The 26967-nt window shown below is 70.0% G+C and carries 33 protein-coding genes and 1 pseudogene; 16 read left to right on the top strand and 18 right to left on the bottom strand.

What is annotated here, in order from left to right:
• Positions 1-40: 40 nt before the first annotated feature.
• Positions 41-1588 (bottom strand): AI-2E family transporter, encoded by a 1548-nt coding sequence (locus AC5PYY_RS12390; protein ID WP_493897112.1) that lies wholly within the window; start codon positions 1586-1588, stop codon positions 41-43.
• Positions 1585-2427 carry a D-hexose-6-phosphate mutarotase gene (locus AC5PYY_RS12385; protein WP_493897111.1) on the bottom strand — a complete coding sequence of 281 codons (843 nt, stop codon included), beginning with the start codon at positions 2425-2427 and terminating at the stop codon, positions 1585-1587. Before AC5PYY_RS12385 ends, AC5PYY_RS12390 begins: the two co-directional genes overlap by 4 nt.
• 78 nt (positions 2428-2505) lie before the next feature.
• Here AC5PYY_RS12385 and AC5PYY_RS12380 point away from each other — a divergent pair.
• A pseudogene (locus tag AC5PYY_RS12380) lies at positions 2506-2837 on the top strand (rhamnogalacturonan lyase family protein); the annotation flags it as partial.
• On the opposite strand, the gene AC5PYY_RS12375 reads toward AC5PYY_RS12380, so the two are convergent.
• From AC5PYY_RS12375 to AC5PYY_RS12360, 4 genes are all read right to left on the bottom strand, one after another.
• The gene (locus tag AC5PYY_RS12375) at positions 2829-3182 is read right to left on the bottom strand and encodes a single-stranded DNA-binding protein (protein ID WP_493897110.1); all 354 of its coding nucleotides are present in this window, start codon (positions 3180-3182) and stop codon (positions 2829-2831) included. The pseudogene AC5PYY_RS12380 and the gene AC5PYY_RS12375 sit on opposite strands and share 9 nt — an antisense overlap.
• Before the next feature lie 154 nt (positions 3183-3336).
• Complete coding sequence (locus tag AC5PYY_RS12370) at positions 3337-4161, bottom strand: aldo/keto reductase (protein WP_493897109.1); 825 nt, start codon at positions 4159-4161, stop codon at positions 3337-3339.
• 9 nt (positions 4162-4170) lie between these two features.
• Complete coding sequence (locus AC5PYY_RS12365) at positions 4171-4320, bottom strand: hypothetical protein (RefSeq protein ID WP_493897108.1); 150 nt, start codon at positions 4318-4320, stop codon at positions 4171-4173.
• A gap of 9 nt (positions 4321-4329) precedes the next feature.
• Positions 4330-5394, bottom strand: a complete 1065-nt coding sequence (locus tag AC5PYY_RS12360) for a YihY/virulence factor BrkB family protein (RefSeq protein ID WP_493897107.1) — start codon at positions 5392-5394, stop codon at positions 4330-4332.
• Positions 5395-5513: 119 nt separating this feature from the next.
• Between AC5PYY_RS12360 and AC5PYY_RS12355 the strand changes: the two genes are divergently transcribed.
• Both AC5PYY_RS12355 and AC5PYY_RS12350 read left to right on the top strand, forming a co-directional pair.
• Entirely contained in the window at positions 5514-5909 is a 396-nt protein-coding gene (locus tag AC5PYY_RS12355) for a cupin domain-containing protein (protein WP_493897106.1), read from the top strand.
• 7 nt (positions 5910-5916) lie between these two features.
• The gene (locus AC5PYY_RS12350; protein ID WP_493897105.1) at positions 5917-6732 is read left to right on the top strand and encodes a class I SAM-dependent methyltransferase; all 816 of its coding nucleotides are present in this window, start codon (positions 5917-5919) and stop codon (positions 6730-6732) included.
• A 678-nt stretch (positions 6733-7410) separates the two neighbouring features.
• Here the strand turns inward: AC5PYY_RS12350 and AC5PYY_RS12345 are convergent.
• Entirely contained in the window at positions 7411-8697 is a 1287-nt protein-coding gene (locus AC5PYY_RS12345; protein ID WP_493897104.1) for a hypothetical protein, read from the bottom strand.
• On the bottom strand, positions 8664-10505 hold the full coding sequence (locus AC5PYY_RS12340; protein ID WP_493897103.1) for an AAA family ATPase: 1842 nt from the start codon (positions 10503-10505) through the stop codon (positions 8664-8666). The genes AC5PYY_RS12345 and AC5PYY_RS12340 overlap by 34 nt, the downstream gene beginning before the upstream one ends.
• Between AC5PYY_RS12340 and AC5PYY_RS12335 the strand changes: the two genes are divergently transcribed.
• From AC5PYY_RS12335 to AC5PYY_RS12310, 6 genes are all read left to right on the top strand, one after another.
• Positions 10489-11616 (top strand): DNA-methyltransferase, encoded by a 1128-nt coding sequence (locus AC5PYY_RS12335; RefSeq protein WP_493897102.1) that lies wholly within the window; start codon positions 10489-10491, stop codon positions 11614-11616. The two genes, AC5PYY_RS12340 and AC5PYY_RS12335, sit on opposite strands and share 17 nt — an antisense overlap.
• Before the next feature lie 415 nt (positions 11617-12031).
• A complete protein-coding gene (locus AC5PYY_RS12330) occupies positions 12032-12292 on the top strand; it encodes a hypothetical protein (RefSeq protein ID WP_493897101.1) in 261 nt (86 codons plus the stop codon).
• Between the two features lie 136 nt (positions 12293-12428).
• Positions 12429-12902, top strand: a complete 474-nt coding sequence (locus AC5PYY_RS12325; protein ID WP_493897100.1) for a TIR domain-containing protein — start codon at positions 12429-12431, stop codon at positions 12900-12902.
• On the top strand, positions 12899-13339 hold the full coding sequence (locus tag AC5PYY_RS12320) for an HIT family protein (RefSeq protein ID WP_493897099.1): 441 nt from the start codon (positions 12899-12901) through the stop codon (positions 13337-13339). The genes AC5PYY_RS12325 and AC5PYY_RS12320 overlap by 4 nt, the downstream gene beginning before the upstream one ends.
• Complete coding sequence (locus tag AC5PYY_RS12315; protein ID WP_493897098.1) at positions 13336-13881, top strand: hypothetical protein; 546 nt, start codon at positions 13336-13338, stop codon at positions 13879-13881. Before AC5PYY_RS12320 ends, AC5PYY_RS12315 begins: the two co-directional genes overlap by 4 nt.
• An 83-nt stretch (positions 13882-13964) precedes the next feature.
• Positions 13965-14156 carry a hypothetical protein gene (locus AC5PYY_RS12310; RefSeq protein ID WP_493897097.1) on the top strand — a complete coding sequence of 64 codons (192 nt, stop codon included), beginning with the start codon at positions 13965-13967 and terminating at the stop codon, positions 14154-14156.
• Between the two features lie 8 nt (positions 14157-14164).
• Here AC5PYY_RS12310 and AC5PYY_RS12305 read toward each other — a convergent pair whose 3' ends face one another.
• Together AC5PYY_RS12305 and AC5PYY_RS12300 are read right to left on the bottom strand one after the other, a co-directional pair.
• Positions 14165-14341, bottom strand: coding sequence for a hypothetical protein (locus tag AC5PYY_RS12305; RefSeq protein ID WP_493897096.1), 177 nt, complete (start codon positions 14339-14341; stop codon positions 14165-14167).
• Positions 14342-14512: 171 nt separating this feature from the next.
• Positions 14513-14935 carry a DUF6578 domain-containing protein gene (locus tag AC5PYY_RS12300; RefSeq protein ID WP_493897095.1) on the bottom strand — a complete coding sequence of 141 codons (423 nt, stop codon included), beginning with the start codon at positions 14933-14935 and terminating at the stop codon, positions 14513-14515.
• Positions 14936-15128: 193 nt separating this feature from the next.
• On the opposite strand from AC5PYY_RS12300, the gene AC5PYY_RS12295 reads away from it, so the two are divergent.
• Positions 15129-15899: an SDR family oxidoreductase gene (locus AC5PYY_RS12295; RefSeq protein ID WP_493897094.1), complete on the top strand. Its 771-nt coding sequence runs from the start codon at positions 15129-15131 to the stop codon at positions 15897-15899.
• A 21-nt stretch (positions 15900-15920) separates the two neighbouring features.
• On the opposite strand, the gene AC5PYY_RS12290 is transcribed toward AC5PYY_RS12295, so the two are convergent.
• Positions 15921-16628, bottom strand: coding sequence for an alpha/beta fold hydrolase (locus tag AC5PYY_RS12290; RefSeq protein ID WP_493897093.1), 708 nt, complete (start codon positions 16626-16628; stop codon positions 15921-15923).
• A gap of 369 nt (positions 16629-16997) precedes the next feature.
• Here AC5PYY_RS12290 and AC5PYY_RS12285 point away from each other — a divergent pair, with 369 nt between their 5' ends.
• The 3 genes from AC5PYY_RS12285 to AC5PYY_RS12275 are packed head-to-tail and all read left to right on the top strand — an operon-like array spanning position 16998 to position 19144.
• On the top strand, positions 16998-17396 hold the full coding sequence (locus AC5PYY_RS12285) for an HIT family protein (RefSeq protein ID WP_493897092.1): 399 nt from the start codon (positions 16998-17000) through the stop codon (positions 17394-17396).
• Between the two features lie 55 nt (positions 17397-17451).
• Positions 17452-17964 (top strand): DoxX family membrane protein, encoded by a 513-nt coding sequence (locus AC5PYY_RS12280; protein WP_493897091.1) that lies wholly within the window; start codon positions 17452-17454, stop codon positions 17962-17964.
• A 40-nt stretch (positions 17965-18004) separates the two neighbouring features.
• Complete coding sequence (locus AC5PYY_RS12275; RefSeq protein ID WP_493897090.1) at positions 18005-19144, top strand: methyltransferase domain-containing protein; 1140 nt, start codon at positions 18005-18007, stop codon at positions 19142-19144.
• Between the two features lie 31 nt (positions 19145-19175).
• Here the strand turns inward: AC5PYY_RS12275 and tpx are convergent, their stop codons facing one another.
• On the bottom strand, positions 19176-19673 hold the full coding sequence (tpx, locus tag AC5PYY_RS12270) for a thiol peroxidase (RefSeq protein ID WP_493897089.1): 498 nt from the start codon (positions 19671-19673) through the stop codon (positions 19176-19178).
• Between the two features lie 93 nt (positions 19674-19766).
• On the opposite strand from tpx, the gene AC5PYY_RS12265 reads away from it, so the two are divergent.
• Positions 19767-20090 (top strand): hypothetical protein, encoded by a 324-nt coding sequence (locus AC5PYY_RS12265; protein WP_493897088.1) that lies wholly within the window; start codon positions 19767-19769, stop codon positions 20088-20090.
• Positions 20091-20132: 42 nt separating this feature from the next.
• On the opposite strand, the gene AC5PYY_RS12260 is transcribed toward AC5PYY_RS12265, so the two are convergent.
• Together AC5PYY_RS12260 and AC5PYY_RS12255 are read right to left on the bottom strand one after the other, a co-directional pair.
• On the bottom strand, positions 20133-20741 hold the full coding sequence (locus AC5PYY_RS12260) for a rhodanese-like domain-containing protein (protein WP_493899372.1): 609 nt from the start codon (positions 20739-20741) through the stop codon (positions 20133-20135).
• A 140-nt stretch (positions 20742-20881) separates the two neighbouring features.
• A complete protein-coding gene (locus tag AC5PYY_RS12255) occupies positions 20882-22285 on the bottom strand; it encodes a rhodanese-like domain-containing protein (protein ID WP_493897087.1) in 1404 nt (467 codons plus the stop codon).
• Between the two features lie 54 nt (positions 22286-22339).
• Between AC5PYY_RS12255 and AC5PYY_RS12250 the strand changes: the two genes are divergently transcribed.
• Positions 22340-22597 carry a metal-sensitive transcriptional regulator gene (locus AC5PYY_RS12250; protein WP_493897086.1) on the top strand — a complete coding sequence of 86 codons (258 nt, stop codon included), beginning with the start codon at positions 22340-22342 and terminating at the stop codon, positions 22595-22597.
• Positions 22598-22601: 4 nt separating this feature from the next.
• Here AC5PYY_RS12250 and AC5PYY_RS12245 read toward each other — a convergent pair whose 3' ends face one another.
• Genes AC5PYY_RS12245 through AC5PYY_RS12235 form a run of 3 tightly spaced genes read right to left on the bottom strand, consistent with a single transcriptional unit; the run spans position 22602 to position 25156 of the window.
• Positions 22602-23222: an L-threonylcarbamoyladenylate synthase gene (locus tag AC5PYY_RS12245; protein WP_493897085.1), complete on the bottom strand. Its 621-nt coding sequence runs from the start codon at positions 23220-23222 to the stop codon at positions 22602-22604.
• Between the two features lie 23 nt (positions 23223-23245).
• Positions 23246-24064 carry an alpha/beta fold hydrolase gene (locus AC5PYY_RS12240; RefSeq protein WP_493897084.1) on the bottom strand — a complete coding sequence of 273 codons (819 nt, stop codon included), beginning with the start codon at positions 24062-24064 and terminating at the stop codon, positions 23246-23248.
• Between the two features lie 39 nt (positions 24065-24103).
• Positions 24104-25156 carry a GNAT family N-acetyltransferase gene (locus AC5PYY_RS12235; protein WP_493897083.1) on the bottom strand — a complete coding sequence of 351 codons (1053 nt, stop codon included), beginning with the start codon at positions 25154-25156 and terminating at the stop codon, positions 24104-24106.
• A gap of 72 nt (positions 25157-25228) precedes the next feature.
• Here AC5PYY_RS12235 and AC5PYY_RS12230 point away from each other — a divergent pair, with 72 nt between their 5' ends.
• Positions 25229-25951: a DUF421 domain-containing protein gene (locus AC5PYY_RS12230; RefSeq protein ID WP_493897082.1), complete on the top strand. Its 723-nt coding sequence runs from the start codon at positions 25229-25231 to the stop codon at positions 25949-25951.
• Here AC5PYY_RS12230 and AC5PYY_RS12225 read toward each other — a convergent pair.
• On the bottom strand, positions 25856-26803 hold the full coding sequence (locus AC5PYY_RS12225) for an APC family permease (RefSeq protein WP_493897081.1): 948 nt from the start codon (positions 26801-26803) through the stop codon (positions 25856-25858). The two genes, AC5PYY_RS12230 and AC5PYY_RS12225, sit on opposite strands and share 96 nt — an antisense overlap.
• Between the last annotated feature and the right edge of the window lie 164 nt (positions 26804-26967).

Genomic DNA, 26967 nt, shown 5'->3' with positions numbered 1-26967 from the left:
CTGGAGAGCCTCGGCCCGCGCGGGCCGGGGCTCTCTGGCGTCAGTCGCGGGGGACGCCCCGCTCCGACCCTTCGTCCTGGCCCTCGTCCTTGTCCCGCCGCAGGATGGGCGAGAGGAAGCGGTCCCGGAAGGACGCCGCCAGCTCGCTCGTCCGCTCCACCATGGCCACCCGCGCGGCACCGCGCTCGTCCTGCGCCTGCCGGTATGCCTGCTGCGCGCGCAGCTGGAACAGCGGTGCCGAGCTCTCGGCGAGGGCGGCGGCGCGCCTGCCCTCCGGGGTCACGTTGCGGGTGTCGTCGACGTGGACGGCACCGGTGCGCAGGTCGAGATGCTCGCTCCCGTAGCGCACGAGGGTCAGCACCGAGGCCAGCACCGGCACGGCGAGGAAGGCCCCGAGCACACCCCAGAGGGTGCCGCCGGCGGCGACGCCGAGGATCACGATGACGGGGTGCATCGACATGACGCGGCCGTGCATGAGTGGCGCCACGAAGGTGCTCTCGGCCTGCTGGACCGCGACGACGATGAGCAGGACGTAGAGCGCGACCACCCAGCCCTGGGTGACCAAGGCCACGAGGACTGCGAGCCCCCCGGCGACGAAGGCGCCGACGATGGGGATGAAGGCCAGGAAGAAGGTGATCACGGCCAGCGCGAAGGCCAACGGGATGTCGAGGAGCACGAGCCCCAGGCCGATGAAGGTCGCGTCCACCGCGGCCACGACCGCCTGGGCCCGCAAGAAGCCGCCGAGGGTCACCCAGACCCGGGCCAGCGCCTCGGTGAGGTAGAGCCCGGCGCTCCGGCCCACCGTCTTGCGCATCCACGGGAGGAAGCCGGCGCCGTCCTTGAGGAAGAAGAAGGTCAGCACGAGCACGAGCACGGACGTGATGAGGATCGAGCCCACCGCGGAGATCGTCGACAGGGCACCTTCGGCGAGGTCGCTGGCCCGTGATTCCAGCCACGTCGTGCCTCGGGCGACGTAGTCGTTGAGCTGCTCGTTCTCGAGGTTAAGAGGAGGCCCCGCCACCCAGTCCAGGACGATATCGAGGCCCGCCGCGGTGTTGTCGGCGACCTGCCGGGCCTGGCTGCCGACGCCCGGGGCGATGAGGGCGATGATGCCGCTGAAGGCGGCCAGCGCACCCAGCAAGACGGTCGCGGAGGCCAGGCCCGCGGGCCAACGATGCCCGCGCAGCCAGCGCACCGGCGGCCACAGCACCGAGCTGACGATGAGCGCGAGGATGATCGGCAGCACACCCACCCAGATCTCGCTGAGGACGTAGAAGACGACGAACAGCGCCGCCACGACGAGGAGGAACCGCCAGGACCACGCCGCCGCGCCACGCAGTCCCTGGAGGATGAGCGCACCGCGGTCGACGGTCTCGGCCTCGGCCGCTGCCTGGGTCACGGGGTCGTCCGGATCGGTCTGGTCGACCGGCGCACCATGCCCTTCGCCGTCCGGACCGAAGGGACCGGGCGTCGGCTCGGCCGGGACGCCCTCTTCGCGCTCCGCCGGGTCTGGGCCCGACGCGTGCGCCCCGTCCGGCCGACCCTGATCGTCCGGCACGGTCGTCCTGCCCGTGTCGTTGCGTGTCACGGGACCACGATGGCGCAGGCCAGGACGTGGGACCCGCCGGGCGGGATGGTGAGCGCCCGGGCACCGGTGGCTGCGGCCTCGACGCAGACGAAGTCGCGCCACTCCTCGTCGTCGAGGTCGCTCATCTCGGCGGCGGCGCGTGGACCGGGATTCCACACCACGGTCTGAGTGGCACCGACCGGGTGCAGGTGGATCGTCCGCTGGCCGTCCTCGACCCCCAGGTCCTGCGTCCCCGGCGAGTCGTAGACGTTGTCGGTCTCCCCGTCCAGGCGCACCGGCCCATCCTGACGACGGCGCAGCCCGCGCACCTTGTCCAGGAAGTCGGCACCGTCGAGACCGGTTACGGTCGTCCCGGTCACGTCGGCGACGGCCAGATAGGTATGCAGCGCCGCCTCGACGCGCAGGGGATCCGTGCCGGGGTTCGTGATCTGCAGCGCCACCGACAGCGCCTGCGACGCGTCGGGCAGGGACACGGCATACCTCAGCTCGAAGGCGCCTGGCAGGTGCTCGGCCTCGGGCGCACCCGCGACCTCCGCGCTGCTCAGACGCCAGGCCAGGACCTCCTGCTCGAGGGTGTCGTCCGGCACCCAGGCGGTCGTGCGCACCGGACCGTGGCTGGGGGAGTGGGCACCGTCCGGTCCGGCGGCGAACCACGGGAAGCAGATCGGGACACCGCCGCGGATCGCCCGCGATCCGTCCAGGACGGCACGCTCGCTGAGCCAGACGACGGGCTCGCCATGGACCGTCCAGCTGGCGAGGTGGGCGCCGTGGTCGTAGGCCACGACCCGTGACTCTGCGCGCTGGACCACACGCGGGGTGAGCGGTGCCGTGGAGGACATGGACCCAGGCTACGCGGCCAGGAGGGCCGCGTGCCCGCGCAGTGGCCGCAACGGTTGACCTTGACGAGGCGTCAGGGCTGGGGCGACTACGCGATGTCGCGGATCGAGCCGGGCAACCGGGTGGACCGCTTTCACGGCGGTGTCGCCTACCTCGCCGGGGAGCAGCCCTCGGCGGTCTTCGCCCACGGCTACTACACCCGGACGACGATGGCCGCCTGCTCTACTCCTCCTTCGACACCCTGCCCGAGGGCAACGCGGCCCCGGGGGAGTACGTCCGGCTCGGGCACGGTGACGCCATGCACGTCGCCGACCTCGACCCGCAGCGTGCCGGGATGGAGATCTGGACCGTCCACGAGGCCGGCCCCGCCTCAGGTCTGGGTCACCGCAGACCAGGACTCGCCTCAGGTCAGGGTCACGGCGCGCACCGTCGAGGCCTCGACCTCGTAGCGCGACGCGGCACCGGCCCCGGTGCGGAAGAACCTGCGTCGCAGGGCGCCGCTGACGTGCACGCCCGAGCCGTCGCTCAGCCTCAGCCCGGCGGCCCGGGACCGGGAGGTCCAGCAGCTGACGTCGATGGTATCGACGCGCTGCCGCGAGCCCGGGGCGTCCTTGCGCCCCCGAGGCTGAGGCCGTGGCACCACGACCCGCAGCTGCACGATCACGTCACCGCTGGGGAGCTCCCGCTCAACAGGAGCTCCGCTCACCCTCCCGGTGAGCTGCACCTCGTTGGCCGGTGCCGCCGTCGTCGTCGCCATGTCCCGACCCTGCCCCCTCCAGGACGGTCGGGGGAGTCCGTCGCCCGGATCTGTGGACGACGGGAGTCCCCGAGCCGACGATGTGGACGCCCACTCCGAATTCGACCACGGGAATCGGTGCCATGGCGATGATTCCGGTGGTCGAATTCCCCGGTCACATCTCCTCGTGCGTCTCCGGGTCGCCGTCGAAGAGCCGACCATCGGGGCGGCCCAGGGCCGTGATGGCCTCGACCTCCTCTGGGTCGAGGGCGAGGGCCGCGACGTCGAGGTTGGCCTGCTGTCGCTCCGTCGTTCCTGACTTCGGCAGCGGCATCACCCCCCGCTCCAGGTGCCACCGCAGGATGACCTGGGCGGGGGAGACCCCGAGACGTTGCGCGGCGCTGACGACGGGAGCGGCGTCATACTGCGCCTCGCGCTTGCCGAGCGGGCTCCAGGCCTGGGTGAGGACGCCCAGCTCCTCGTGGACGTCGAGCATCTCCTTCTGCGGGAAGAGCGGGTGGCACTCGATCTGGTTGAGGACCGGCGCCTCACCGGTGGCCGCGACCAGCTCGCGCAGGTGCGCTGCGGTGTAGTTGCTCGTGCCCACGTGCCGCACCAGTCCGCGCTCGCGGCACTCCAGCAACGCCTCGAACGCCTCGACGTAGCGCCCGACCGAGGGGTTGGGCCAGTGCACCAGGGCCACGTCGACGTGCTCGACCCCGAGTCGCTGCAGCGACTCCTCGATGCTGGCGATCGCCCGGTCCCGCTCGTGGGCCCGACCGGGGATCTTGGTCGCCAGCATGACGTCCTCCCGCGCGAGACCGCTGCGGCGGACCGCCTCGCCGACCTCGGCCTCGTTGCCGTAGTTGACCGCCGTGTCGAGGTAGCGGTAGCCGACCTCGAGGGCGGAGACGATCGCGTCGATGCCCTCCTCGCCGGCCAGGGGATAGGTGCCGAAGCCGACGTCGGGGAGCGGGGTGCCGTCGCGGAGAGTATGCATCCGCCCACGCTAGGCGAGCCGGAGCCGGTTGCGCGCGGCGAGGCGGGTCACATCAGGGCAGCGGTGAGCCGACAGACGTTGTCGATCGCCGATCGCCCAGATCTTGAGTCCGTAGTCGAGCAGCAGCACGGTGTAGATGCTGAAGGTGGCGGCGTTCATGCCCTGACCTCAGGAGTCGCGCTGCTGGTCGCTGAATGCCGCGGCTGCGTCGTCGTGACCCACGACGCCGTTGTGCGGGATGAGGGTGCCGGTGACCTCGTGGTGCGGCCAGGCGAGGGTATGCGGTGCGCTCTGGGTCACGTAGTTCGGCGTCTCGGTGGCATGGACCTCGTTCGGCACCACCGGAAGGTTGGTGTGCGGCGGGTTGGCAGTCCAGGCCGCGGTGAAGAGCACCCACCGCAGGCCCAGGTTGAGCCAGACCAGCAACGTGGCGAGGACCGCGAAGGAGGCGAAGAGCGGGTTGTCCCAGCTGCCGATCACCTGGGTGCCCGCCAGGCGCAGCAGCCCCCAGCCGGTCGCCCCGAGCAGCGCCCCCTTGAGCGCGTCAGGCGACGGCATGCGCACCTTCGCGGCGACCCGGAAGAGGAGGTAGAACACCACCGCGTCCACCACGAAGGCGGCCATCACTGCGGCGATCCGGATGAAGAGCACGCTCAGGCCGCCGCTCACGTTCAGCTCCTCGAGCAACGAGCGCGTCAGCCCCGTCGACCCGCTGAGCAGCAGTGAGGAGACCAGCACGGCCAGGCTGAGCAGCAGCACCCCGACCGCGTCCCACCCCTTGCCCCGGATCGGCCGCAACGGCGCACCCGTGAGCCCGAACATCGAGCGGATGCTGTTGCGCAGCCCGGTCATGACGTTGGTCGCGGTCCACAGCAGCACCGGCACCGAGATCAGGGTCGCCAGGGTCAGGGAACGCTCCAGGACCAGCCGCTCGGGGTCGATGATGCCGCCGTTGCTGCCGTCGTCGATCAGCCCGGGAAAGGCCGTGTTGATGGCCTCGATGACCCGGTCGAACAGCTCGGGCTGACGGCCGAGGGTCGCCCTGAACCCGTTGACCATGATGGTGACGAGCGCGGTGAGCGAGACGAGGGCGGAGATGGTGACGCCGCCGGCCGACAGGTTGCCGCGCACCAGCAGGTAGCGCACGAACGCGCGCACCGGCCGGGAGGTGTCCACCCGGTGCACCGCTCGCCAGAAGACGTTGCGCTCCACCTCGTCCGCCTGGTCGCCCATCTCACCCGCCCTCCTCCTCATCGTCGCAGCGACACGGTATACCGCCTGTTGCCTGATCCCGCCCAGGTCGGGTGCCGGGCGCTGGACAAAGGGGCCGCCGTGCCGGTGGGATGGGGGGCATGACCGACTCCCACCGCGCCGCCGTCCCCTGCCGACGGATCGCCGACGGCTCGCTCGAACCGGCGGACCCCACGCCCGGGATGAGCCGCCGGATGGCCGAGCACTCGGACGGGATGTGGACCGGCACCGTCGACACCGAGCCCGGGGCGGTGACCGGCTGGCACCATCACGGGGAGCACGAGACCACGCTGTACATCGTGTCCGGCGTGTTCCGGCTGGAGTCCGGACCCGGGGGAGCGGACGTCGTCGAGGCCGGACCGGGCGACTTCCTCCGGGTCCCCGCCGGTGCTGTGCACCGGGAGTCGAACCCCGGGGATGCGCCATCTCGTGCCGTCATCGTGCGCTGTGGCGGCGGCGCACCGACCATCAACGTCGACGGTCCGGCGGGGGAGTAGGGGGCCCGTGTCCGCAGATCCCGCGCCGAGACCACCGGAGGACGTCGTGACCGCCGATCCGCGTCCCCGGTCGCGCACCTTCGGCGCCGCCGCAGCGGCGTACGAGCGGTACCGTCCGGGATACCCCGACCGCGTCGTCGACCTCGTACTCGGGTCGGCGGCCGGCCACGTGCGGACAGCCGTGGAGATCGGGGCGGGCACGGGTAAGGCCACGAGAGTCTTCGCCGCACGCGGGATCGCCGTCATCGCGACCGATCCGGACCCCGCGATGCTGGGGGAGCTGAGCCGCCAGCTGCCGACGGTGGGCACGGTCGAGGGCACGCTGGAAGACCTCGGCACGATCGGCCCGTTCGATCTGGTGTACGCCGCGGCGTCCCTGCACTGGACGCCTCCTGCAGGGCGGTGGGAGCGGGTCGCCGCGTTGCTGCGTCCGGGAGGGCTGTTCGCCTCGTTCGGCGGCCCTGTCCGACTGGCGGATCCGGCGGTGGCGGCAGCGGTCCGGAGAGCGCGCGGGTCGGACATCGACAGCGACCAGGTGCCGTCACCGGACGGTACCCCAGAGGGCGATCAGCTGCAGTGGCCGGGCACGGAGCTGGAGCGTTCGGACCTGTTCACAAAGGTGCGGCAGGCGGTGGTGGCTCGATCACTGGAGCTGAGTCCCGACGACTACATCGGCTACCTGTCGACCGTGTCGGCCTACCTGAGCCTCGACGAGACCGACCGGACCGAGGTGCTTCGCCGCGTGCGTGCCGTCCTCCCGGCGGTCGTCGAGGTCCGGGCGGACATCGTGATGCACACGGCCAGGCGTGTGCCGCTGTCGTGACGGCGTCGTGACGGCGGAAGACCTGCTGCTGCACACTGTCGAGAAACGCCGATAAGTCACATTATGTAAAGCGCGCCGGAGGAACATCATCCCGGCTGACGAGGTCCAGTGTCACCTCGTCCTCTACTCAGCACTGGTTGCTACCTCTGCGGTAGTGACGGCTACGACGGTAGAGGTAGCGCTGGCCGCTACCCGGACGGGGGGGGGTTGACGAGAAGACAGAAACGGGAAGACATGGCGGAGGTGGGATCGTCGTGGCACTCCCAACCGGAACCGAGACGGCCCCCTCCCCTGGGTCCGCCCAGGCCGTCCTTGATGCGTACTGCGAGGTGATGGTCGAGGCAGGTGCGCCCGTTGTCAAGGCTCGGACCCTGCTTGCTGGCATCCACGACGCGCTGAGGGCTGGCTACAGCCCCGGGATGGTCCTCGTCGGGCTGGGCATGTGGGAGAGCGAAGGGTTCCGCAGTCCTCGCCAGATCGAGGAGTGGATCGAGAAGGCCGCGCGTCAGGGCGGGGAACCCCAAGGGCAGATGAACGCTCCCGCACTCTTGGTCGAGGGCAGAGAGCGCTACCGACGGTCCTCGGACGCAAGGTCGCGCAGGCCCCGTCCAAGGCCGAGCAGCGCCGCGCCCAGTCGCTGGCGGTGATACAAGCGTTCAACGACAGCACCTAGCCCCTCTACGAGGCATCCTCCTCTGGACTAGCATCATCGTCGGTGTCGGAGGCAGTGCTCAGGAAGTCGGAGATCAGTTCGTCCAGCCCTGCGATGCTGGTCGCTCCCAAGGCGGCGTCACCGTGGCGTTGTGGGACGGCAACCCGTGACGTACCGGAGACTCGCTCCTCGGGGCCGAGGATGTAAGACCACACGCGCTCCCAGTGGTCCCCAGCATCAAGCACGTAGGCGGCAGCCTGGTGGAAGCCGTTGCGGGAGATGTAAGGACCGAACCAAGAGAACTTCACCTCGAGGAGCATCGCGTGCCTTCGGCTGGGGATGTAGAGGCCAAGGTCCGCACCGATGCCGCGTTCTGCACCATGGACCGGCTTGACCGTCTCCGAGTACAGACCCGGTGACGCTCCGCTGTAGTACTTGTTGGCCCCTGCGGTCTCGAACCACACGTCAACGTTGGTGCCGTCCGGAAGGTGCGCCACAAAGTGAGGCCCTGTGGAACCGGCACCCATCGGTGCCCGCCATGAGATGCGGGCCTGGTGCTTGCGGAGGGCTGAGAGCAGATGTCCGAGCGAGGCAAGGTGGAACAGCCGCCAACGTAGATCGGCGTCCGGAGACAGCATCTGCTCCGCGAACCACATCAGGTCCGTCTCGGAGCGGACGACCTTGCTCGTCACGGCCTCGACGTAAGACCACGGTCGCCCAGAGGTGGTGAGAGCCTCCAGATCGTGCCTGTCGGGGCGAGGCAGGGTCTCGGGCATCTCCGTGAGTGCGAGGGCCTCTCGTGCAGCGCTGAGGGGCTCATCCAGTGCAGGTTCTACCTCGGGCAGCATCCTGCCCTTCCTCGCCTGCCGGATCACCTCTTCTAGTCGCTCGACGGTCCACGCCAGCGTGGTGACCGTGACATCAGCGATCTCTCGGTGGCGTCTGCGCGTGACGTAGGAACGGGCAGGCCACCCGAACCGCCGCGAGGTCTCACGCCAGTCGACACGACCATGGGGCGTTGAGGAGACGAGCACCTCTGCCCGCGAGGCAACCGGCAGGTGCGGTAGCCACTCATCGACCGAACGCGGCCATTTGTCGAGGTGTGCGCGGACGTGCTCAACGAGAATGTGGTCTGCTCGGCTTCTGATGTCCTGCTCGCTCCATGCCCGCTCAGTCGTGTTGTCCTCCGAAACGGCTGCCATGGCTTCGTACAGGCTGCCCTTGCCCGACCACCCCGACAGGATGGTCTCGATACCTTCAAGCGGGACAGCGAGGTCGGTCAGCCGAGCGTGTGGCGATGACTCTTGATCCATGCCCACTCGTCCTCGCCAATCGCGCCCTCATCGGTGATTCTCTGCCCGAGGGCATCGAGCACGGCGTCGTCGTAGGCCGCGATATGCTTGCCGAGGTTCATCACGTACGCCTCGGCAAGCAGCTCGGCCTGTGTCGCATCACCCGGGTCACCAAGGATGTAGTCCACGATACGCAGGAAGATGGCGGGGCCGAGTTGAGTGTGGGCATCAGAGTGATGGGCGGAGTAGAGCCCCGCAACGGCATCGCTCACCTCCTGCTCCAGGTCCTCGTATTTGGTCCCCAGCAGGGTCTGGAATGAGTCGGGGTCCAGGGCCGGGATCGGGATGACCACGAAGCGTCGGGACAACGCAAGCCCCATGCGGAAGACCCGCTGGGCATCGGCTGGGTTGTAGGTTCCGAAGAGCCGCCACGCAGTGCCAGCCGAGTAGATTCCCTCCTTGACCTCGGACTCAGGCTGCGTGCCCCAGTCGATAGTGATGGCTGCACCTTCGTGAGCGGCGTCTCGGCCCACTTCGGCGCTCTGGCCCGAGAGCCACGTCAGAAGTGGACCCATGATCTTGTCCATGTCCGCACGGTTGGTCTCGTCAAGCACGAGCCAGCGATCCTCGCTGACGGCATTGAGGAGGATGCCCGGCGACCATTTCAGGGCACCATCGGCGTCGGGGGCGAGTCCACCGATGAGGTCGAAAGCCGACCATGACTCGTCGGGGGTACGCCACATCGTCTGTGGGTCGAAGAGCGCGGAGAACCCGAACGACTCCGGGTCCAGCGCGACCTCACGGGTGATCCAGTTGACCAGCCGACTCTTCCCTGTCCCGGGAGGGCCGACGAACAGGATGAAGGGGAACTTGGCCACCGCTCGACGGATCATCCGCTTGGTGCGGTCCTCAATGACGAGTTCGGCCGTCCCGGGTGCAGGCGACCATTGAGGGCTGTTGCTCGGTGCTTGGACGGTCGTGGTGGCTGTGGGCTTCAGAGAGGCCGGTAGCGCTGCGAACGACCACTCAGGAGACGACATCAGCGGCACCTTGAGGGTGGTGGCAGCGTCGGTGATCGTGTCGTACTCGGTCGGGGTCATGCCGAGGAGTCCCTCAGCGTGGCTATGAGCGTCAGTCCACGTGGCCGCACTCGGGAAGTCTGTCTCCCGAACCAAGAATGCAGTCATCGCCTCCTTGGAGGGCTTGTCGGGAGAGAAGCCGATAAGGACGTTCGCGGCGTTGGGAAGCAGGCCGTTGCGGATGTCGGCCCCATTGAAGAGCGACTCGGAGAGGTTCCCGTGCTGCCGGGTGGTCTGGTTCCACACGGTCGTTCGACCGGACTGGTCACTCCGGTTCCAGCCGTAGCGGAACGGCTTCAGTCGGCCCTGGTCGAGCAAGGGGTCCAAGACGAACAGTTCGGCAACCACGGCGTTCGCATCGGCTACTGCGGGAGAGGTGACGCCACGTGCTGCGAAGACGCGCCCGGTCAAGAATGCCTCCCACGCCGAGGAGACCTTCGTCTGCACACGCTCCTTGTCGTGGAAGTAGGCCAGGGCGGCCTCCATGGTCGCCTGTCCGATTCGCGGCATCCTCGCCCTCTTTCCCCTACTGTTGGTCTCCATCTCGTAGGCTACCCAACTCGTTCCCCTCACCTCCCCAGGACTGTTGGTTGCCGCCGCTACGGTTGGGCACATGTCGAAGTCGATCTCGCGTACCATCCAGCCCCGCACCCCCGTAGCGAGTCTGGATCGCAGCCGGTACCTCGACTCGCAGGCCCGCTTCTCGGTGGCTGACGTGGCTCCCCTCGTGGGCATGAACGCCGCCTTCATACGGCGGGTCGTTGGGCACAACCACAGCCTGTCTATCTCCGACGTGCTGTCCCTGCTCGACCAGGACGCCTTCGGGGAGACCTTCGTCCCCCGGTCACGGGTGATCGACTACCTCATGCGCGAGCAGCCGGATGAGCCGGAGCGCGACTTCGTGATACCGGAGCGCTACGACCTGGTGCATGGGGACTGCCTGTCCCTCGTCGCGACCCTGCCCGACGCCTCGGTGCAGTGCGTGGTCACCTCCACGCCCTACTGGGCCATGCGCGTCTACAAGGAGGCCCGCGCCATCGCGTGGGCTGATGGGGAAGTTGCCCCCTACGGGCACGAGCAGACGCCTGAGGGCTTCGTGCGCCACACCGTCGAGATCATCCATGCCCTGTCCCGGGTGCTGACCGATGACGGCTCGATCTGGTGGAACGTCATGGACACCTTCAACACCCGCACCCAGATCAGGGGCAACGCGGTGGAGGCTCTGCGGGCCATGCAGGGCGGAGAGCACTACAAGGTCTGGAGCGAGCACGAGTACCGGCGCTACAGCGCGGGCCACGCCTACCTGAAGGATGGCGAGCAGGTCGGCATCCCGGCCCTGATAGCCCAGCGGGCCTCTCGCCTTGGCCTCTACGTCAAGAGCACCATCACGTGGGCCAAGACCGCGACTCTCCCCGAGCCTCAGAAGTCTCGCGTCTCCCGCCAGTTGGAGTACGTGATCCACCTGACTAAGCAGCGCACTCCGAAGTTCGACAAGGAAGCCTACGGACGCCTCTTCACGGCCCTCGGGGGCCGGAACCCACTGTTGGAGACCGCGAAACTCTCGGACGTGTGGGTCATCCCCACCTCCAGCGGTGGGGATGGCCACGGGGCTCAGTTCCCGTTGGCGCTCCCGGGCCGGTGCATCGGCCTGTCCACCTCCCCTGGCGAAGTGGTTCTGGATCCGTTCGTCGGCTCTGGCACGTCGGTCGTGGCGGCGCTGGCGATGGGTAGGCGCGGGATCGGCCTGGACACCTCGCAGGAGTACCTGACGGTGGCGGAGGGCAAGGTGTCCTCGATGCAGGGCCAGCGGAAGCAGACTCCAGAGCCGGATGTCACCCTTCCGGAGGTCGGATCGGTCTAAACCCCCCGCCCCTGTCCACAGGCGGGACTACACCGTTGTCATTAGCAGCAACTAGACTTCTCCCCAAGAGCACCGAAGCCCCGAACACTCCGGGGTGGAGCGCTCAGGGCCTGGTGTTTAGTTGGCGAACTAGGACTCCGACTCTAGTCGCTCCATGCGCAGTGCTCGCAAATGGGCCAAGGCCCAGAACGGAGGCGAGCCCATGGCACGCACCGCGAGTAGGAGCGCCCGCACGGGGCGCTTCGTGAAGGCTTCGACCGCACGTCGGAGCCCTAGGACGACCTCGACCGAGAAGGTCGGTCGGGGCACGTCCAACAAGACGACCGTCCACCGCTCCACGATCACCGGACGGTTCGTCAAGGAGTCCACGGCCCAGCGCCACCCGAACACGACGATCAGTCAGCGGGTGTGAGCCATGGCCAACTTCAAGATGAGTCCCGGCTGGGAGAAGGAACTGGAGAAGGCCGTCAAGCCTGCTCTGAAAGACATCGCCTCTGACTACCAGAAGATGTTCGACTCCCTCCTCCGTCGCTACAAGGGTCGGCCCGTCTCCGAGATCAAGCCCGTGCTTCGGCGCGAGTGGTCCCGGGTCGGGGGCTCGATCTCCGATCCTGAGTTGACCGAGTACGCGACGCACATCAGCGAGGGCACCCGCATCGAGATGCGGGTCAAGTAGGTCAGGCGGGGTGCAGCCGCGAGGGGAAGCGTCCGCTGCACCCCACCCCTCACGGCGGTGCCCAGCAGTGTCGGACCCGCCTGCTAGAGCTGTTCGTGAGCCCGAGCACACCGGGACCACGAGGAAGGGAGCCGCCATGGCCAAGTCAGTCTTCTACTCATTCCACTACGAACGCGACGTCAACCGCGTCCAACTCGTCCGAAACATCAACGCGCTCGAAGGCCAGCCGCTGCTAAACGCGCAGGGCTGGGAGCAGGTTCGCCGTCAGGGCGAGCTGGCGATCAAGAACTGGATTCACAAGGAGATGGCCTACAAGAAGGCGGTCATCGTTCTCATCGGTCAGGAGACGGCAACTCGACGGTGGGTGAAGTACGAGATCGAGAAGGCGTGGGCCGACAAGAAGCCGCTTCTCGGAGTCCGCATTCACGGGCTCTCGTCCATGGGGACCGTGGATCGCGCAGGGGCAAGCCCGTTCAGCGGCACCTCCGCCATCCCCGTCTTCGACCCCACCACTCTTACGTGGGACGGCAAGATCGACTCCAAGGCGACGTACAAGAAGTTGGTCGACAACCTGGAGTGGTGGTCGTCGCAGGGCAAGGTCAGGCCGTGAGCGGGGCCGAGGACTGCCCCTTCTGCGAGATCGTCCAGCGAGACGACCCGGATGCTCGGGAGGTCTACCGGGACGAGCACGTCGTCGCCTTCTTCCCGACCGAGCCCGCCGTTCTTGGTCACACCCTGGTCGTGCCCCGAGAGCACGTTCCAGACATCTGGTCACTCTCCGAGGAGACGGCAGGTCATCTGGCAAGCGCCACCGTGCGCCTGGCTGGGGCGATCCGGGAAGCGGTTCACCCCGACGGCCTCAACGTCATCCAGTCCAACGGAGAGGCGGCGACACAGACGGTCTTCCATCTCCACGTGCACCTCGTTCCTCGCTGGGACGGCGATGGGATGGGACCGATCTGGCCGGAGGAGACGGACTACAGCGAGGAAGAGAAGGACGACGTTCTGATGCGCGTCCGCACGGCGTGCAGATCGATCAAGCCGTGACGGACAACGACGGTCCCTCCCGCGAGGACCTGCACAAGCATCTCGACTTCATCCAGGCCGTCGTCACGCGCATGTCTGCGGCGTCCACGAGCACCAAGAGTTGGCTGCTCCCCGTGATCACCGCCACCTACGGCTACGGCATGACACAGAACGCCTGGTCCGTGATCGCGCTCGGTCTCGGTGCGGTGCTGCTCTTCATGTTTCTGGACATGCACTACCTGGATAGGGAGAAGGCGTACCGAGCCCTCTATGACGCCGTGGCGCGCAAGAAGGGTATACCCCTGTTCAGCCTCGACCCGCGCGAGGTAGCGCGCTGCGAGCAGACGCCGGAGCCCGAGCGTGACATCACCCCTGACGAGGCGGAGGATGCGGCTGCGGGGCAGCAGGTCGTGAAGGCGAAGAAGGAGTCGCTCCTCTCGGGCTGGATTCCTTCGGACTGGGTTCCTGACTCTTCGGTGTGGAAATCCTGGGCGATCACGCCCTTCTACGGTTCCCTGCTCGTCGTAGGGGTGATCCTTCTGCTTCGTGTCTGTCTGGCTTGACCGGCAGAGCAGTCACTCGTACGAATGTCTGCCTAACCTCGATAGCACCCAGTAGGGCAAGCCCGATCCACGGAGGGACCGTCATGCACCAGCAGCACAACCCCGACGACACCCTCCAAGCCGACCTGGAGGCACTAGGCAAGGTATTCGAGGCCGAGGAGCGCGAGGACCGCCGCATCGCGGCCCAGCGATGCCGTGACGGCCTCCCCGAGCCCGAGCGGGACATCCGGGCCTTCGACGGTTTCGCGGACGCTGGAGCGGCTCCTCGCGACTGAGGTAAGCGTCAGCGCCTGCTGACCCACGCCTCCTCCAACAGCAGCGACGCCAGCGCGTAGTCGGCACGATCCCGGTCGAGGCCGGGCACGAGGTGGGTGAGGGTGTTCGTCGCGCGCTCGGCTGCGTCGAAGATTGCGGAGATCAGCGCCTGCTGCGATGGCTGGCTAGTGACGGAATTCTGCATGCGCCTGTATCCAATTTCTCTAGTTTCCGCAGCGTTGCCTGCTCATGTTCCCTTGCCTCTCTATGACGTTCGTGATGGGGTAGTTAGGAGCAGGCCGGCACTGGATCGGATCATGCCAACTACTTCCGAAGCGAAGGCTCGCCGCTTGTTCGCAACTACTTGGCACTTCTCCTAGTCATTGGTGACAGATAGATGCTCACCTGACATCCAGCTCCACGACATACCCGATGAACCGGCGGGCCAACTCGCGCCGCTCCCCCGGCCTTCGGTGCCATCGACCCGATCCGCCGCGACGAGTGCGGCCGTCCCGGGCACCGGATGACTCGCGTCGTCACCGTCCACGATGCGGCCGAAGTCGCAGAACGCGCACCGGATCGTCCGCACTGCGCCACGTGCGCGGCGGGTGGTCCCAGGTCCGCCGTCTTCGTGGTGCTCCTCGGCATACGCGATCTGCCGGGCGAGTTCCTCGCCGACCGCGGCGCCCAGCCAGGCCACATCGGGATGGTCGTCGAGCGTCCACTCGACGACGTCACCCATGGCGAACGGGTCCCCGCAGCACTCCATCTGCCAGCCGTCGTACCAGATCAGAGCCACACGGCATTCTTGCAGCGTCTCCCCACTTCCGCGGGCACTCCCTGCTGCTCTAGCGTTTCCGGTAGAAAGGCCCCACCGACGATCCGTCCGCTCACCGGGCAGGGAGCGCCTTCGCAGCACGGCCGGATGCAGCCGCAGCCATCGCACCGCTCGTGCGAGGTCTCCCACCGCGTGAGGGTGCACACTGACAGGTATGACGTCACGACGGGTCGTGCTCCTCGGTGCCGGTGGTGAGATGGGGACGCTCGCGGCGCGCGAGCTGCGGGCGCGCGGTCACGAGGTGGTGCCGGCCTCCCGGGCCACGGGGGTCGACGCCACCACCGGTGCCGGCCTCGCGGACGCCCTCGAGGGCGCCGACGCGGTCGTCGACTGCACCAACATCGCCGCCGTGCGTCGCGGCCCCGCCGTGGACTTCTTCACCGCCGTGGCCGAGCACACCTCGGTCGCCGCCCGGGCTGCCCGCGTGCCGCACGTCGTGGTCCTCTCGATCCTCAACGTCACCGATCAGGCAGTCCGGTTGGCGCTCGGCTACTACGCGGGCAAGGCAGCCCACGAGGAGACCTATCTCGCGAGCGGCCTGCCCGTGTCGGTCGTCTCGACCACCGCCTGGTTCTCGCTCGCCCGCCAGTTCCTGGTCCAGGCACGGCTCGGCCTGGTGGCCGTGGTCCCGGCGATGACGCTCCAACCAGTGCATCCCGCGGCTGCCGCGACGCTCCTGGCCGAGGTGGTCCACGCCGGCCCACCGCCCGCCACGCCCCCTGCGCGCCACCGACTGGCCGGCGAGGAGCAACTGAGCGCCGCGGTGATGGCCCGGGCGCTCGCGGCACGGACTCAGCCGGGCCTCAGGGTCCTGGGTGCCCCCTTCCCCCTGAGCACGAGCTTCCGCGACCGGGCACTCCTCCCCCGCGGCGAGGTCCGCACCGATCCGCGACGCTTCGCCGACTGGCTCACCGAGCTGTCCTGAGAAGCCCCGGAGCCGTCGCGCTCAGCCGGCCTCGACACTGCTCGCCAGCACCTCGACCAGCTCGGCGGGCGTGGACCACATCGGCCAGTGCCCGGTCGGTAGATTCACGTAGGTCAGCGCTCGGTAGTCCGGCAGCGCCGCCAGGAACGACACCCCTTGCTCGGCATAGCTGCGGAACTCGTGGCTCGGGAACGACGTGCAGATCACCGTCGCCGGCACGTCGTGCCGGGCATCGTTGGTCAGCTCGACCGGCGTGCTCACGACCAGCCCGGGTTCGGGCACGGCCCGCTCCTGGAAGGTCGTCAGCTGCGCGTCGGTGAGGCCGCGCATCGAGCCCTGCTCCAGCTCGTCGTCATAGCGGTCCGAGAGCAGCAGCGCCTCCCCCGCGAAGTCGGCGTCCATCGCGGCGCCGGGCGCCGAGGGCGCGGTGTCGACCCACACGACGTGATCCACCAGCTCGGGCCGCTGGTCCAGCACCAGCGTCGCCGGGATCGCCGCACCGCTGTGCGCGACCAGCACCCGCCGGTCCGCCGCGGCGTCCAGCGCCGCGACGATCGCATCGGCCTGGTCCTGCGGCGTCACGCCCGCCCGCCCCGTGTCGTCACTCCCCCGCCCCGGCAGGGTCAGCGCGGCCACGGCATACCCCCGTTGCGTGAGCAGGCGGCCCACCTCCTCCCACGCCCACGCGCCCAACCAGAATCCCGGCACCAGCACCATCTGAGTCGTCATGGGGCCAGCCTCGCACCTGCGACGGACAGTCCCCGTCCGCGACCGGCAGACGCCCCAAAATCGCGCACCTCGCCACCCGCCAGGTGCGAGAAACGTCGGATGGACCCCGGCCCAAGCGTGCTGCTGGTTAAGGGCGAGAGCGACCAACGTGGCGCACGCCGCCGAGGTCATCGCCGCGGGCACCCGACGGGTGGGCGTTTTCGTCGACCACGCCGAGGTCGTGATGGTCCGGCGCCGGCTGGGGCACGCCGGCTGGGCGGATGCCGAGCTCTTCGGCCCCCGCCCGCCCGGACCGCCCCTCCCCTGGCGGCCGCGCTGCGCTGGGCGGTGCAGCCTGCGACGGGGGCCCGGGCTGACTAGGCTTTCGTCATGGCCACCATCTTCACCAAGATCATCGAGGGCGACATCCCTGGCCACGTCGTGTGGAGCGACGAGGTCTGCGCCGCCTTCCTCGACATCGAGCCCCTGACCCCTGGCCATGTGCTGGTCGTGCCGCGCGAGGAGATCGACCACTGGGTCGACCTGCCGCGGGCGACGCTGGCCCACCTCATGGAGGTCTCCGCCACGATCGGCCGTGCCCAGCAGAAGGTCTTCGGCTCCGAGCGGGTCGGCATGATCGTCCAGGGCTTCGAGGTGCCGCACGCGCACCTCCACGTCTTCCCGACCTCCGACCCCGACGACTTCGACCTCACCCGCAAGGGACCGCGCGACCAGCAGGACCTCGACGCCGACGCGGCCGCACTGCGCGAGGCGCTCGGCCCGGCCTGAGGACACGCCGCCGCGACAGCCCGCGCACCCACCCGGGGCCTGGGACAGTGGAGCCATGGGCTCCAGCGCCTCCGAGGACGACTATCACCGCGAGGTCGACGATCCCTGGGACGGCGATCGCTTCGCCGTCACCGGGCCGGTCGAGGCGCACGGTCGGGGCCTGGACTTCGGCCTGCTGCTCCTGCGCCTGGCCACCCTGCCGCTCATCGCCCGCGGGGCCCATGCCGCCGTCGACATGCCCGCCTTCACCGAGGAGGTGGGCAGCAACGTCATCGGCGGTCAGGCCCCCGACGTCGTCGCCTGGGTCGTCATGCTCGCCCTCGTCGGGCTCCCCGTGCTCCTGGCCGTCGGCCTCTTCACCCGGCCGGCGGCTTTCCTGCTCGCCGCGCTCATGGCGGCCATCTGGGTGTTCATGGTCTATCTGCGCCTCGACTACGCGCTGCTGACCGACGAGGGGTCGCTCACCGGGGAGAGCGCGCTGCTCTATCTCGGCCTGGCGCTCCCCCTCGCCTTCACCGGAGCCGGTCGGCTGTCGGTCGACAGCCTCCGCACCGGCGGGCGTCCCTGACCGCACCGCGACGTCAGCCGCACCCCTCTAGGCTGGCCCGGTGCAGTGCGACTACTTCGACGCCGGGGTCTGTCGCTCGTGCACGCTCATGGGCCAGGGGTATGCCGCGCAGCTGACCGACAAGCAGGCTGCTGTCGCCGCGGTGCTGGCGGCTCGCGTCGCGCCGCGGGCCTGGGACGCTCCGGTGGCGAGCGAGGAGTCGAGCTTCCGCAACAAGGCCAAGCTCGTGGTCGGCGGTCGTCGGGGTGCGCCGACCGTCGGGATCCTGGATGCGGCGGGCCAGGGCGTCGACCTGCGTCACTGCGGCATTCACGAGCCCGGGCTGCGCGACGCCGTCGCCTCGCTGGCGGTGCTGCTGGCCGACTCCGGGCTGACGCCCTACGACGTCCCGACGCGGCAGGGCGAGCTCAAGCACATCCTGCTCACCCACTCCCCCGACGGCGAGCTGATGACTCGCTTCGTGCTCCGCTCCCCCGGCCAGCGGCGCCGGGTCGAGGAGCTGCTGGCGCGCGCCCGCGTCGACCTCGTCGGCGCGCGCCTGAGGGTCGCGAGCCTCAACCTGCAGCCGGAGCACAAGGCCGTGCTCGAGGGCGACGACGAGGAGCTGCTCACCGACGACGGCACGCTCCTGATGCGGGTCGGCGGACTGACGCTGCACCTCGGCACCCGCAGCTTCTTCCAGACCAACACGGCCGTCGCCGCCCGGCTCTACCGCCAGGTCTCGGACTGGGTGGAGGGCGCCGGCCCCGACCGCGTCTGGGATCTCTACTGCGGCGTCGGGGGCTTCGCGCTGCATACCTCCAGCCCGGGTCGATCCGTGACCGGGGTCGAGGTGTCGCCGGAGGCGATCCGCAGCGCCCGGCGCAGCGCGAGCGAGACCGGTCTGGGCGACACCACGTTCGTCGCCAGCGACGCGACCCGGTATGCCGTGACCGCGGCCGCCGCCGACCGTCCGGACCTGCTCGTGGTCAACCCGCCGCGCCGGGGCCTGGGCGCCGAGCTCGCAGGCTGGATCGAGGGATCGCGGGTCCCCCACGTGGTCTACTCCAGCTGCTCGGCGACGAGTCTCGCGCGCGACCTGGCGCAGATGCCGTCCTACGGCGTCGCGCAGGCCCGGCTGTTCGACATGTTTCCGCAGACCCGGCACCACGAGGTGGCCGTGCTGCTGGCGCGCGACTGACCAGGGCTGCGCCGCCGCGTCCGGCCCTGTCCTACCCGAGGGCAGCCATCGCCGCGTCGTAGTCCGGCTCCTGGGCGATCTCCGGCACCAGCTCGGTGTGGACGACCTTTCCCTCCTCGTCCAGGACCACGACGGCACGGGCGAGCAGCCCGGCCATCGGGCTGTCGGCCAGGGTTAGCCCGTAGTCCTGCCCGAAGGTGCTCCGGAAGGCCGACCCGGTCACGACGTGCTCGATCCCCTCGGCCCCGCAGAAGCGGGCCTGGGCGAACGGCAGGTCCTCGCTGACGCAGACGACGGTGGTCCCTTCCAGCCCGGCTGCGAGCTCGTTGAAGCGTCGCACGGACGCGGCGCAGGTCCCGGTGTCCAGGCTGGGAAAGATGTTGAGGACGACCCGCCGGCCTCGGAGGTCTTGGCTCGCGAGGTCACTGAGATCGCTCGCGGCCAGGCGGAAGTCCGGGGCGGTCGAGCCCTCGGCGGGCACCTCTCCGGTGGTCGAGACGGGGTTTCCCGTGAGCGCAGTGGTGGCCATGGGCCCTGTCTATCACCTGTCTCCCGAGGAGCCGCACTCCCTCTGACATGATGGTGGCGCACCATCCCCCGACGATGAGGAAGATGAGCCGACATGCCCAACACCTTCGAGGCGGTGCCCCACGCGGGGCACGAGCGCAGCACGGCCTTCCTCGAGGTCTCCGACCCCGCCCAGCGGCTGGAGTCCTACATGGAGGAGGCCCAGCTGCACCGCGGCTCGCTGCGGGAGCAGAACGGCTACGTCATCCCCTTCCGCGAGGGCGGTCAGGTCAAGATCACCGTCCACGAGCAGGAGGGTGAGCGCCCGGCGGGGCTGCGCTTCGAGGTCGACGCCCCGACGCAGGAGCGACGCACCTACATCGAGGACGACGTCAACGAGCAGGTCGGTGAGCGTCGCCTCGACTGGACGCGCGAGTAGCGGCTGGACCCGCGAAGAGCGGCTGAGCGCGCGAGGAGCAGCTCACCGCGTCACCGCGGTCTCGCCCGCCGCGGTGCCGATCCGGTCGAGGACGTCCTCCAGCTGCGCGCGCGAGCCGGCGTTCCACGGCATCCTCGACAGCACCTGGCCCATGGCGCAGGTGTCGCTCAGCGCCGCGAAGGTCAGCCCTCCACCGATGCCGCCGGCCACCCACTTGGCCTTCGGAAGCACAGCGCTGGCGAGCACCGAGGTCAGCACGATGCCGCCGGCGACGAGGCGCACCTGACGCTCCATCTCCCACGGCCCGTCGGTCTGACGCAGCTCGCCTCCGGCCGCGGCCCAGGACTGCACCCCGCCCTCGAGGACGTGCAGCCCCTCACCACCGATCCGCGCGAGCGCGTCCGCGGCCGTGCTCGAGCGGACGCCCGAACGGCATACCAGGACGACGGCGGCACCCTCACCGAGGTGGTCGGCGACGGCCTGGACGTGCTCCTGCAGCAGGGTCAGCGGGATGTTGAACGACCCGGGGAGGTGTCCGGCCGCGAACTCGCCGGGGGTGCGCACGTCGAGCACGCGGATGGCCGCGTCCTGCTCGAGCCACGCCCGCGCCTCTGCGGCGGACAGGGCGACGGGATGGGTGGTGGCAGTCATGGTCACGGGGTTCTCCTTGTCAGGGGCGCGGTGCAGGTCAGCACCGGCGGCAGGGGGTAGGCAGTCTTTCCCGGAGTCCGGGAATGGCCTCTCGGGGGGCGGGACAGGGGTCCGCCTCCGACGAGGGGGTCAGGGGTGAGTCAGGCGTCGGTCAGGGGCAGGCCGGCCTCCGAGGCGTGGTCGAAGCCGTCGTCGACGGCCACGACCCGGCGGCCACCGGCAGCCGCGAGGACGGACGCGGCGACGGAGGCACGATACCCGCCGGCGCAGTGCACCCACACCTCACCGCCCGGCACCTCGGCGATCCGCCCGACCATGTCCCCCAGGGGGATGTTGAGGGCGCCCTCGATGTGCCCGGCGGCGTGCTCGGCGGGGTTGCGCACGTCGAGCACGGTGACGGGTCGGTGGTGACGCACCTGCGCGAGGTCCGCGAAGGTCCCTCGGGGCAGGCTCGCCAGCTCACCGTCGGTCCACTCCTGCGGCTCGCCCGTCGCCTGGCCCGCGAGCTCGTCGATCCCGATCCGCACCAGCTCGCGCTGGGCCTGCGCCACCTGGTCAACTGTGTCGCCGAGCAGCGTGATGGAAGATCCCCACGGGAGCACCCAGCCGAGCCAGGTGGAGAACTGACCGTCGAGCCCGATGTTGACGGTGCCGGGGACGTGGGCGGCCGAGTAGGCCTGCCGGTTGCGCAGGTCGACGACCCACTCCCCCGCGAGCAGCCGCTCCCGGAGCACGTCCTTGTCGGCCGCCGACGGGAGGTCGAGGCTGACCGGCCCCGGACCGGCCGCGTTGGCGGGCCCCATGTGGGCGTAGTAGGCCGGATAGACGTCCAGGCCGTCGAGGATCTCCCGCACGTAGTCGTCCCTCGACTGCCGCAGCACCGGGTTGTGGGAGCGCTCCTGACCGATCGTCGACACGTCGCCGTCGGCCTGGGTGGACGAGCAGAAGGAGCCGAAGCCGTGGGTCGGCATGACGCGGGTGGCGTCCGGCAGCTCGTCGGCCAGCCGGTGCGCGGAGGCGTGCTGGTGGCCGGCCAGGCTCTCGGCGTGCTCCTCGCCGAGCAGGTCCGGGCGGCCGGTCGAGCCGAAGAGCAGGGATCCGCCGGTGAAGACGACCGGGTGCTCCCCCTCCAGCGCGTAGGACAGGTGGGTGAAGGTGTGGCCCGGCGTATGGATCGGGCGCAGCCGGAGCGTCGGGGACACCTCGACCACCTCGCCGTCACGGACCGGCTCCCGCTCGAAGGACACCTCGTCGTCGGCGTTCACGTGGTATGCCGCACCCGTCGCCTGCGCGAGGGCGAGCCCCCCGGTCACGTAGTCGTTGTGGATATGGGTCTCGAAGACGTGGGTGATGCGGACCCCGTGCTCCTCGGCCAGCGCGAGCATCCGGTCGATGTCACGCTGCGGGTCGACGACGAAAGCCACCTCGCCGTCGTGCACCAGATAGCTCCGGTCCCCCAGCGACGGCGTCTCGAGGACGTGCACCGAAGGTGCGGTCCGCCACTCCGGGTCCGGCGAGGCCTGGCTGGCTGAGCGTGTCTGCATACCCCCCAGGGTATCAAAGTCTCGTTCCTATGCCCCCGGGGGTACCCTGATGAGGTGGAACTCTCGCCCGACTCGGTCCGTCCCTCGATCACCCGGCTCCGCCGCGCCCACGGGCAGCTGGCGGCGGTCATCAGGATGCTCGAGGAGGGGCGCGAGTGCGAGGACGTCGTCACCCAGCTGGCCGCCGTGAGCAAGGCGCTGGACCGCGCCGGCTACAGCATCATCGCGACCGGGCTGCGCCAGTGCATGGACGAGGCGGACGGCGAGGTGGACGTGGCCAAGATGGAGAAGCTCTTCCTCTCCCTCGCCTGAGCGCTCACTCGAAGGGCGACGGGTCTCCCGCTCCCACCCGGACCACCTCGGCATACCCCTCGGACAGATCGACGACGGTCGTCGGCGCGTGACCCGTCTGGTCGCCATCCACGACGACGTCCACCGCGTGGTCGAGCCGCTCCTTGACCTCCCAGCCGTAGCCGAGCGGCTCCTCCTCCCCCGGCAGCAGCAGCGTGCTCGTGAGCAGCGGCTCACCCATCTCCGAGAGCAGCGCCCGGCAGATCGGCGTGTCGGGGATGCGCACCCCGACTGTCTTCTTCTTGGGGTGCAGCAGCCGCTTGGGCACCTCCTTGGTGGCCGGGAGGATAAAGGTGTAGGAGCCCGGCGTCGCGGCCTTCACGGCACGGAAGACCGCGTTGTCCAGGTGTACGAACTGGCCCAGCTGGGCGAAGTCGGCGCACATCAGGGTGAAGTGGTGCCGCTCGTCGACCCGACGGATTGCGACGATCCGGGCCTTGGCGTCGGGATCACCCAGCCGTGCCCCCAGGCTGTAGCAGGCGTCCGTGGGGAAGGCCACCAGACCGCCGTCGTGCAGCGACGCCGCCACCTGCTGCACCAGCCGCGGCTGCGGATCGACCGGATGGATGTCGAGGAAGCGCGCCATGCCCCCGACTCTAGCCACCGGGACTAGCGGGGGGCGAGGAAGTGTCGCAGGGTCGCGGTGAAGGCCTCCGGCTGCTCGGAATGCACCCAGTGGCCGGCGTCCTTGATCGTCACCTGGACGGTCCGCGGGAAGAGCTGGCGCATGACCTGCTCGTCGGCCTCGCCGACGTAGGGCGAGTCCGCGCCGGCGATCCACAGCACCCGCCCCTCGAAGCGGCGACCCTCGTGGGGGACGTCGCCCATGACGGCCCCGAGATCGCGGCGCAGCAGCTCGAGGTTCGGCTGCCAGGCGAAGCCGCCCTCACCGTCGCGCCGCAGGTTCTGCAGCAGGAAGCCGCGCAGCGTCTGCGACGACACGTCCTGCGCCAGCCGCTGGTGCGCCTCGCGGTGGCTCGTCAGCGTCGACAAGTCGATCCGGTGCAGGGAGTCGAGCAGGTGCTCGAAGTTGCTGCCGTCGGCCGATCCGGTCGGGCTGATGTCGACCACGACGAGCCGGTCGAGCAGCTCCGGCGCCTGCAGGGCCGCCGTCATGGCGATCTTTCCGCCCATCGAGTGCCCGACCAGCTGGACCGGCGACTCCTCGGCACCGAGCGCCCGCAGCTGCTGCACCACGAGGTCGGCAGCCGTGCCGTAGTCGAAGGCCTGGGTCCACGGCGAGGATCCGTGGTCGGGCATGTCCAGCAGGACGCACCGGAAGTCCGGCTGCAGCCCCTTGGCGATCCCGGTGAAGTTGCGGCCTCGCCCGAGGAGGCCGTGGCAGAAGACCACCACCGGGCCATCGTCACCGACGACGGTCTGGGCGAGCGGGCCGGTGGCGGGCGTGGCGGCAGTCACGGCGGCCACCCTAGCCGCCACGCACCGGCAGGCGGCCTCTGCCGCCGGTCAGCGGGCCGGCGTGGCCGTCACCGGCTTGCGCATCGCCGCCGTCTGGTGCTTGAGCGTGAAGCCCAGCCGTTCGTAGAGGCGCGTCGCGCCCGTCGGGCTCTCGGAGTCCACGTCGAGCTCGATGACGTCGTAGTCACCGGACGCCGCCGCGAGCCCGATCGTCCGCGCCAGGGCGGCCGCCGCGATCCCACGGCCACGGGCCTGGGCGATGGTGCCGAGGATCGCGACGTAGGCCTCACGATCCACCCACTGCGCGCCCAACACGTAGGCCAGCACCTGCCCGTCCAGGTCGCCGCCGCGCCCCACCGCGATCGTCGAGATGGCGGGGCGCGCGCTGCGTGACACCCAGCGCTCGTGCCACCGCTGCGCGTCGCTCTCCCCCGAGCCCCAGTGGTCGCGGAAGGCGGCATTGTGCGCCCGCCGCACCGGCTCCTCGTCCTCGTCCATCGGCGTGCGGAGCTCGACGCCCTCGGGCTCGGTCACCACCGGTGGTGCCGAGAGGTCGCGCCCGAGCAGGTTGAAGTAGCGCACCACGGCATACCCGTGATCGCCCAACAGCTCGCGCGACCCCGAGCCGTCCAGCCCGCCGCCGGCCGAGAGATAGGCGCCCTGGCCCGGGTGTCGCTGCTTCAGCAGCTCACGGGCACGCGTCTCCAGCCGCTCCAGGAGGGCGGTGCCGAGGCCGCGGCCCCGGTGGTCGGCATGGACGCCGCCGTCGAGGTAGGCCCGTGCCGTGCCCTCGTGGTCGGTGGTCTCGGGGACGGCCAGGGCGCCGTAACCCACGAGGGTGTCACCCGCCCACACGGCCCAGGTGTCCTGCGCCGGGTCGGTCCCCGGACCGCGCAACTCCTCGAGCAGGTCCTCGGCGGAGTAGAAGTCCTCCGTGCCGTCGACGACCGCGAGGTGGTTGACCAGCTCCGCCCACGCCTGCACGTCGTCCTCGGTGATCGGGCTCCAGCGGTATGCCGTCCGCTCCCCCTCGACGGGCTCGGTCACCGCCGACGTCGGTGCCGGTCGGGTGTCCTGCTCCTGCTGCGTCTGCTCGTCCACGCCCTCAAGATGCCACAGGCCCCCGACAGACCACCATCAGTTTCCGGCGACCCATCTGTCACCATGTCCCCCATGCGTGACCTGTGGCACTACATCGGCATCACCCCTGCGGGGGCGGTCGCGGTGCTGCTCAGCACGATCACCATCTACTTCGTCTTCGGCGCCGTGCTGCGGCTGTGGGGGCAACGCCTCTACTCCAGCCCGCGCAGCCTCGACCTGGCGATCGTCACCGTCCTCGGCGCGATCGTGGGCCGCTCCACGATGGGGCACGTCCCGACGCTCACCGGCGGGCTGATCGCCCTGGGGACGCTGGCCATGCTCGAGGTCCTCTTCCGCAACCTGCGCCGGTTGCCGCTCCCCCAGCTCGACGAGCAGTCCCGCGCCCGGGCAGTCGTGCTGGTGGCCGCCGGCAAGGTGCAGACCGACACGCTGCGGACCTACGGTCTGACGATGCCCATGCTCTGGAGCTCGCTGCGCCAGGCCGGGATCAGCCACCTCACCCAGGCCGCCCTGGTCGTGCTCGAACCCAACGGCCAGATCTCCGTGGTGCGGGCGGGACAGCCGATCCACCCCCGCGCGCTGCTCGGCGTCAAGGGGGCCCACCGGGTGCAGGAGCACCTGCGCGACGCCGGGCACCTGCATACCGGCCCCTCGGAGCAGCCCCGCGCCACACCCCCCTCGGCCGCGTCGGGCGAGCGCTCACCGCGCAGCGTGCCGGCGCCCGGTCAGGACGTAGCCGACGAGTCCGGCCAGGACCAGCAGGAGCCCACCGGTGACCGCGGCGAGCGGCAGTGACCCGGCGAGCCCCAGGCACCCCACCAGCCCGATGACCGGCACGATGACCCCTGCACGCCGCTCCTCCGCGCGGGCCAGGCCCAGCGCGGCGGCGTTGGCCACGGCGTAGTAGAGCAGCACCCCGAAGCTCGAGAACGCGATCGCGCCGCGCAGGTCGGCGACCAGCACGACCGCCAGCACGACGCCCCCGACCGCGAGCTCGGCGATCCTCGGCACCCGGCCCGGTCCGGCCAGCCGCGACAGCACCCGCGGCAGCCGACCGTCACGCGCCATGGCCACCGTGGTGCGCGAGATCCCCAGCACGAGGTTGAGCAATGCGCCCAGCGCGGCCAGACCGGCCGCCAGCCGCACCAACCACACCCAGCCCCCGTCGCCCCAGGCCACGGCCGCCGTCCGTGCCACCGCGTCCGTCGACCCCGCCAGGTCGTCGACCCCGAGCACGCGCAGCACGCTGATGCCGACGAGCAGGTAGAGCACGAGGACCGAGCCCAGCGCGATGACCACGGCGCGGGGTATGACGCGGGCCGGGTCCCGCACCTCCTCCCCCAGGGTGGCGATCCGGGCATACCCCGCGAAGGCGAAGAAGAGCAGAGCCGCGCTCTGCAGGATCCCGGTCGGATCCGACCCGGCTCCGACGAGGACCAGCCCCTCGAGCGACACGGCCGCAGCGCTCCCCGGCCACCAGGCGGCGACCACGACGCCCAGCAGGACGGCGCCGACGACGGTCAGGACCACGCGGGTCACCCCGGCGGAGCGTCGGACACCGCACAGGTTCAGGCCGGTGACGGCCAGGACCGAGACCACGGCAGCCACCCGCTCGGCCCCGGGCGCGAGATAGGCTGCCGCGGTCATGGCCATCGCCGCGCAGGACGCGCGGGGCCCTAGACCGCGAAGACCCCCGCCCCCACCATGGCCCCCAGGCCGACGGTGACGGCGTCGGGCAGGCCCAGTGTTCGGCGCAGGGTGTCGCCGTCCATGTCTCCTCAGAAGGGCTCTGATGCCGCGGTTGCCAGCGC

This window comes from Serinicoccus sp. JS2-9, from assembly GCF_059025165.1.
This window is presented reverse-complemented; position numbering and strand designations above follow the sequence as displayed.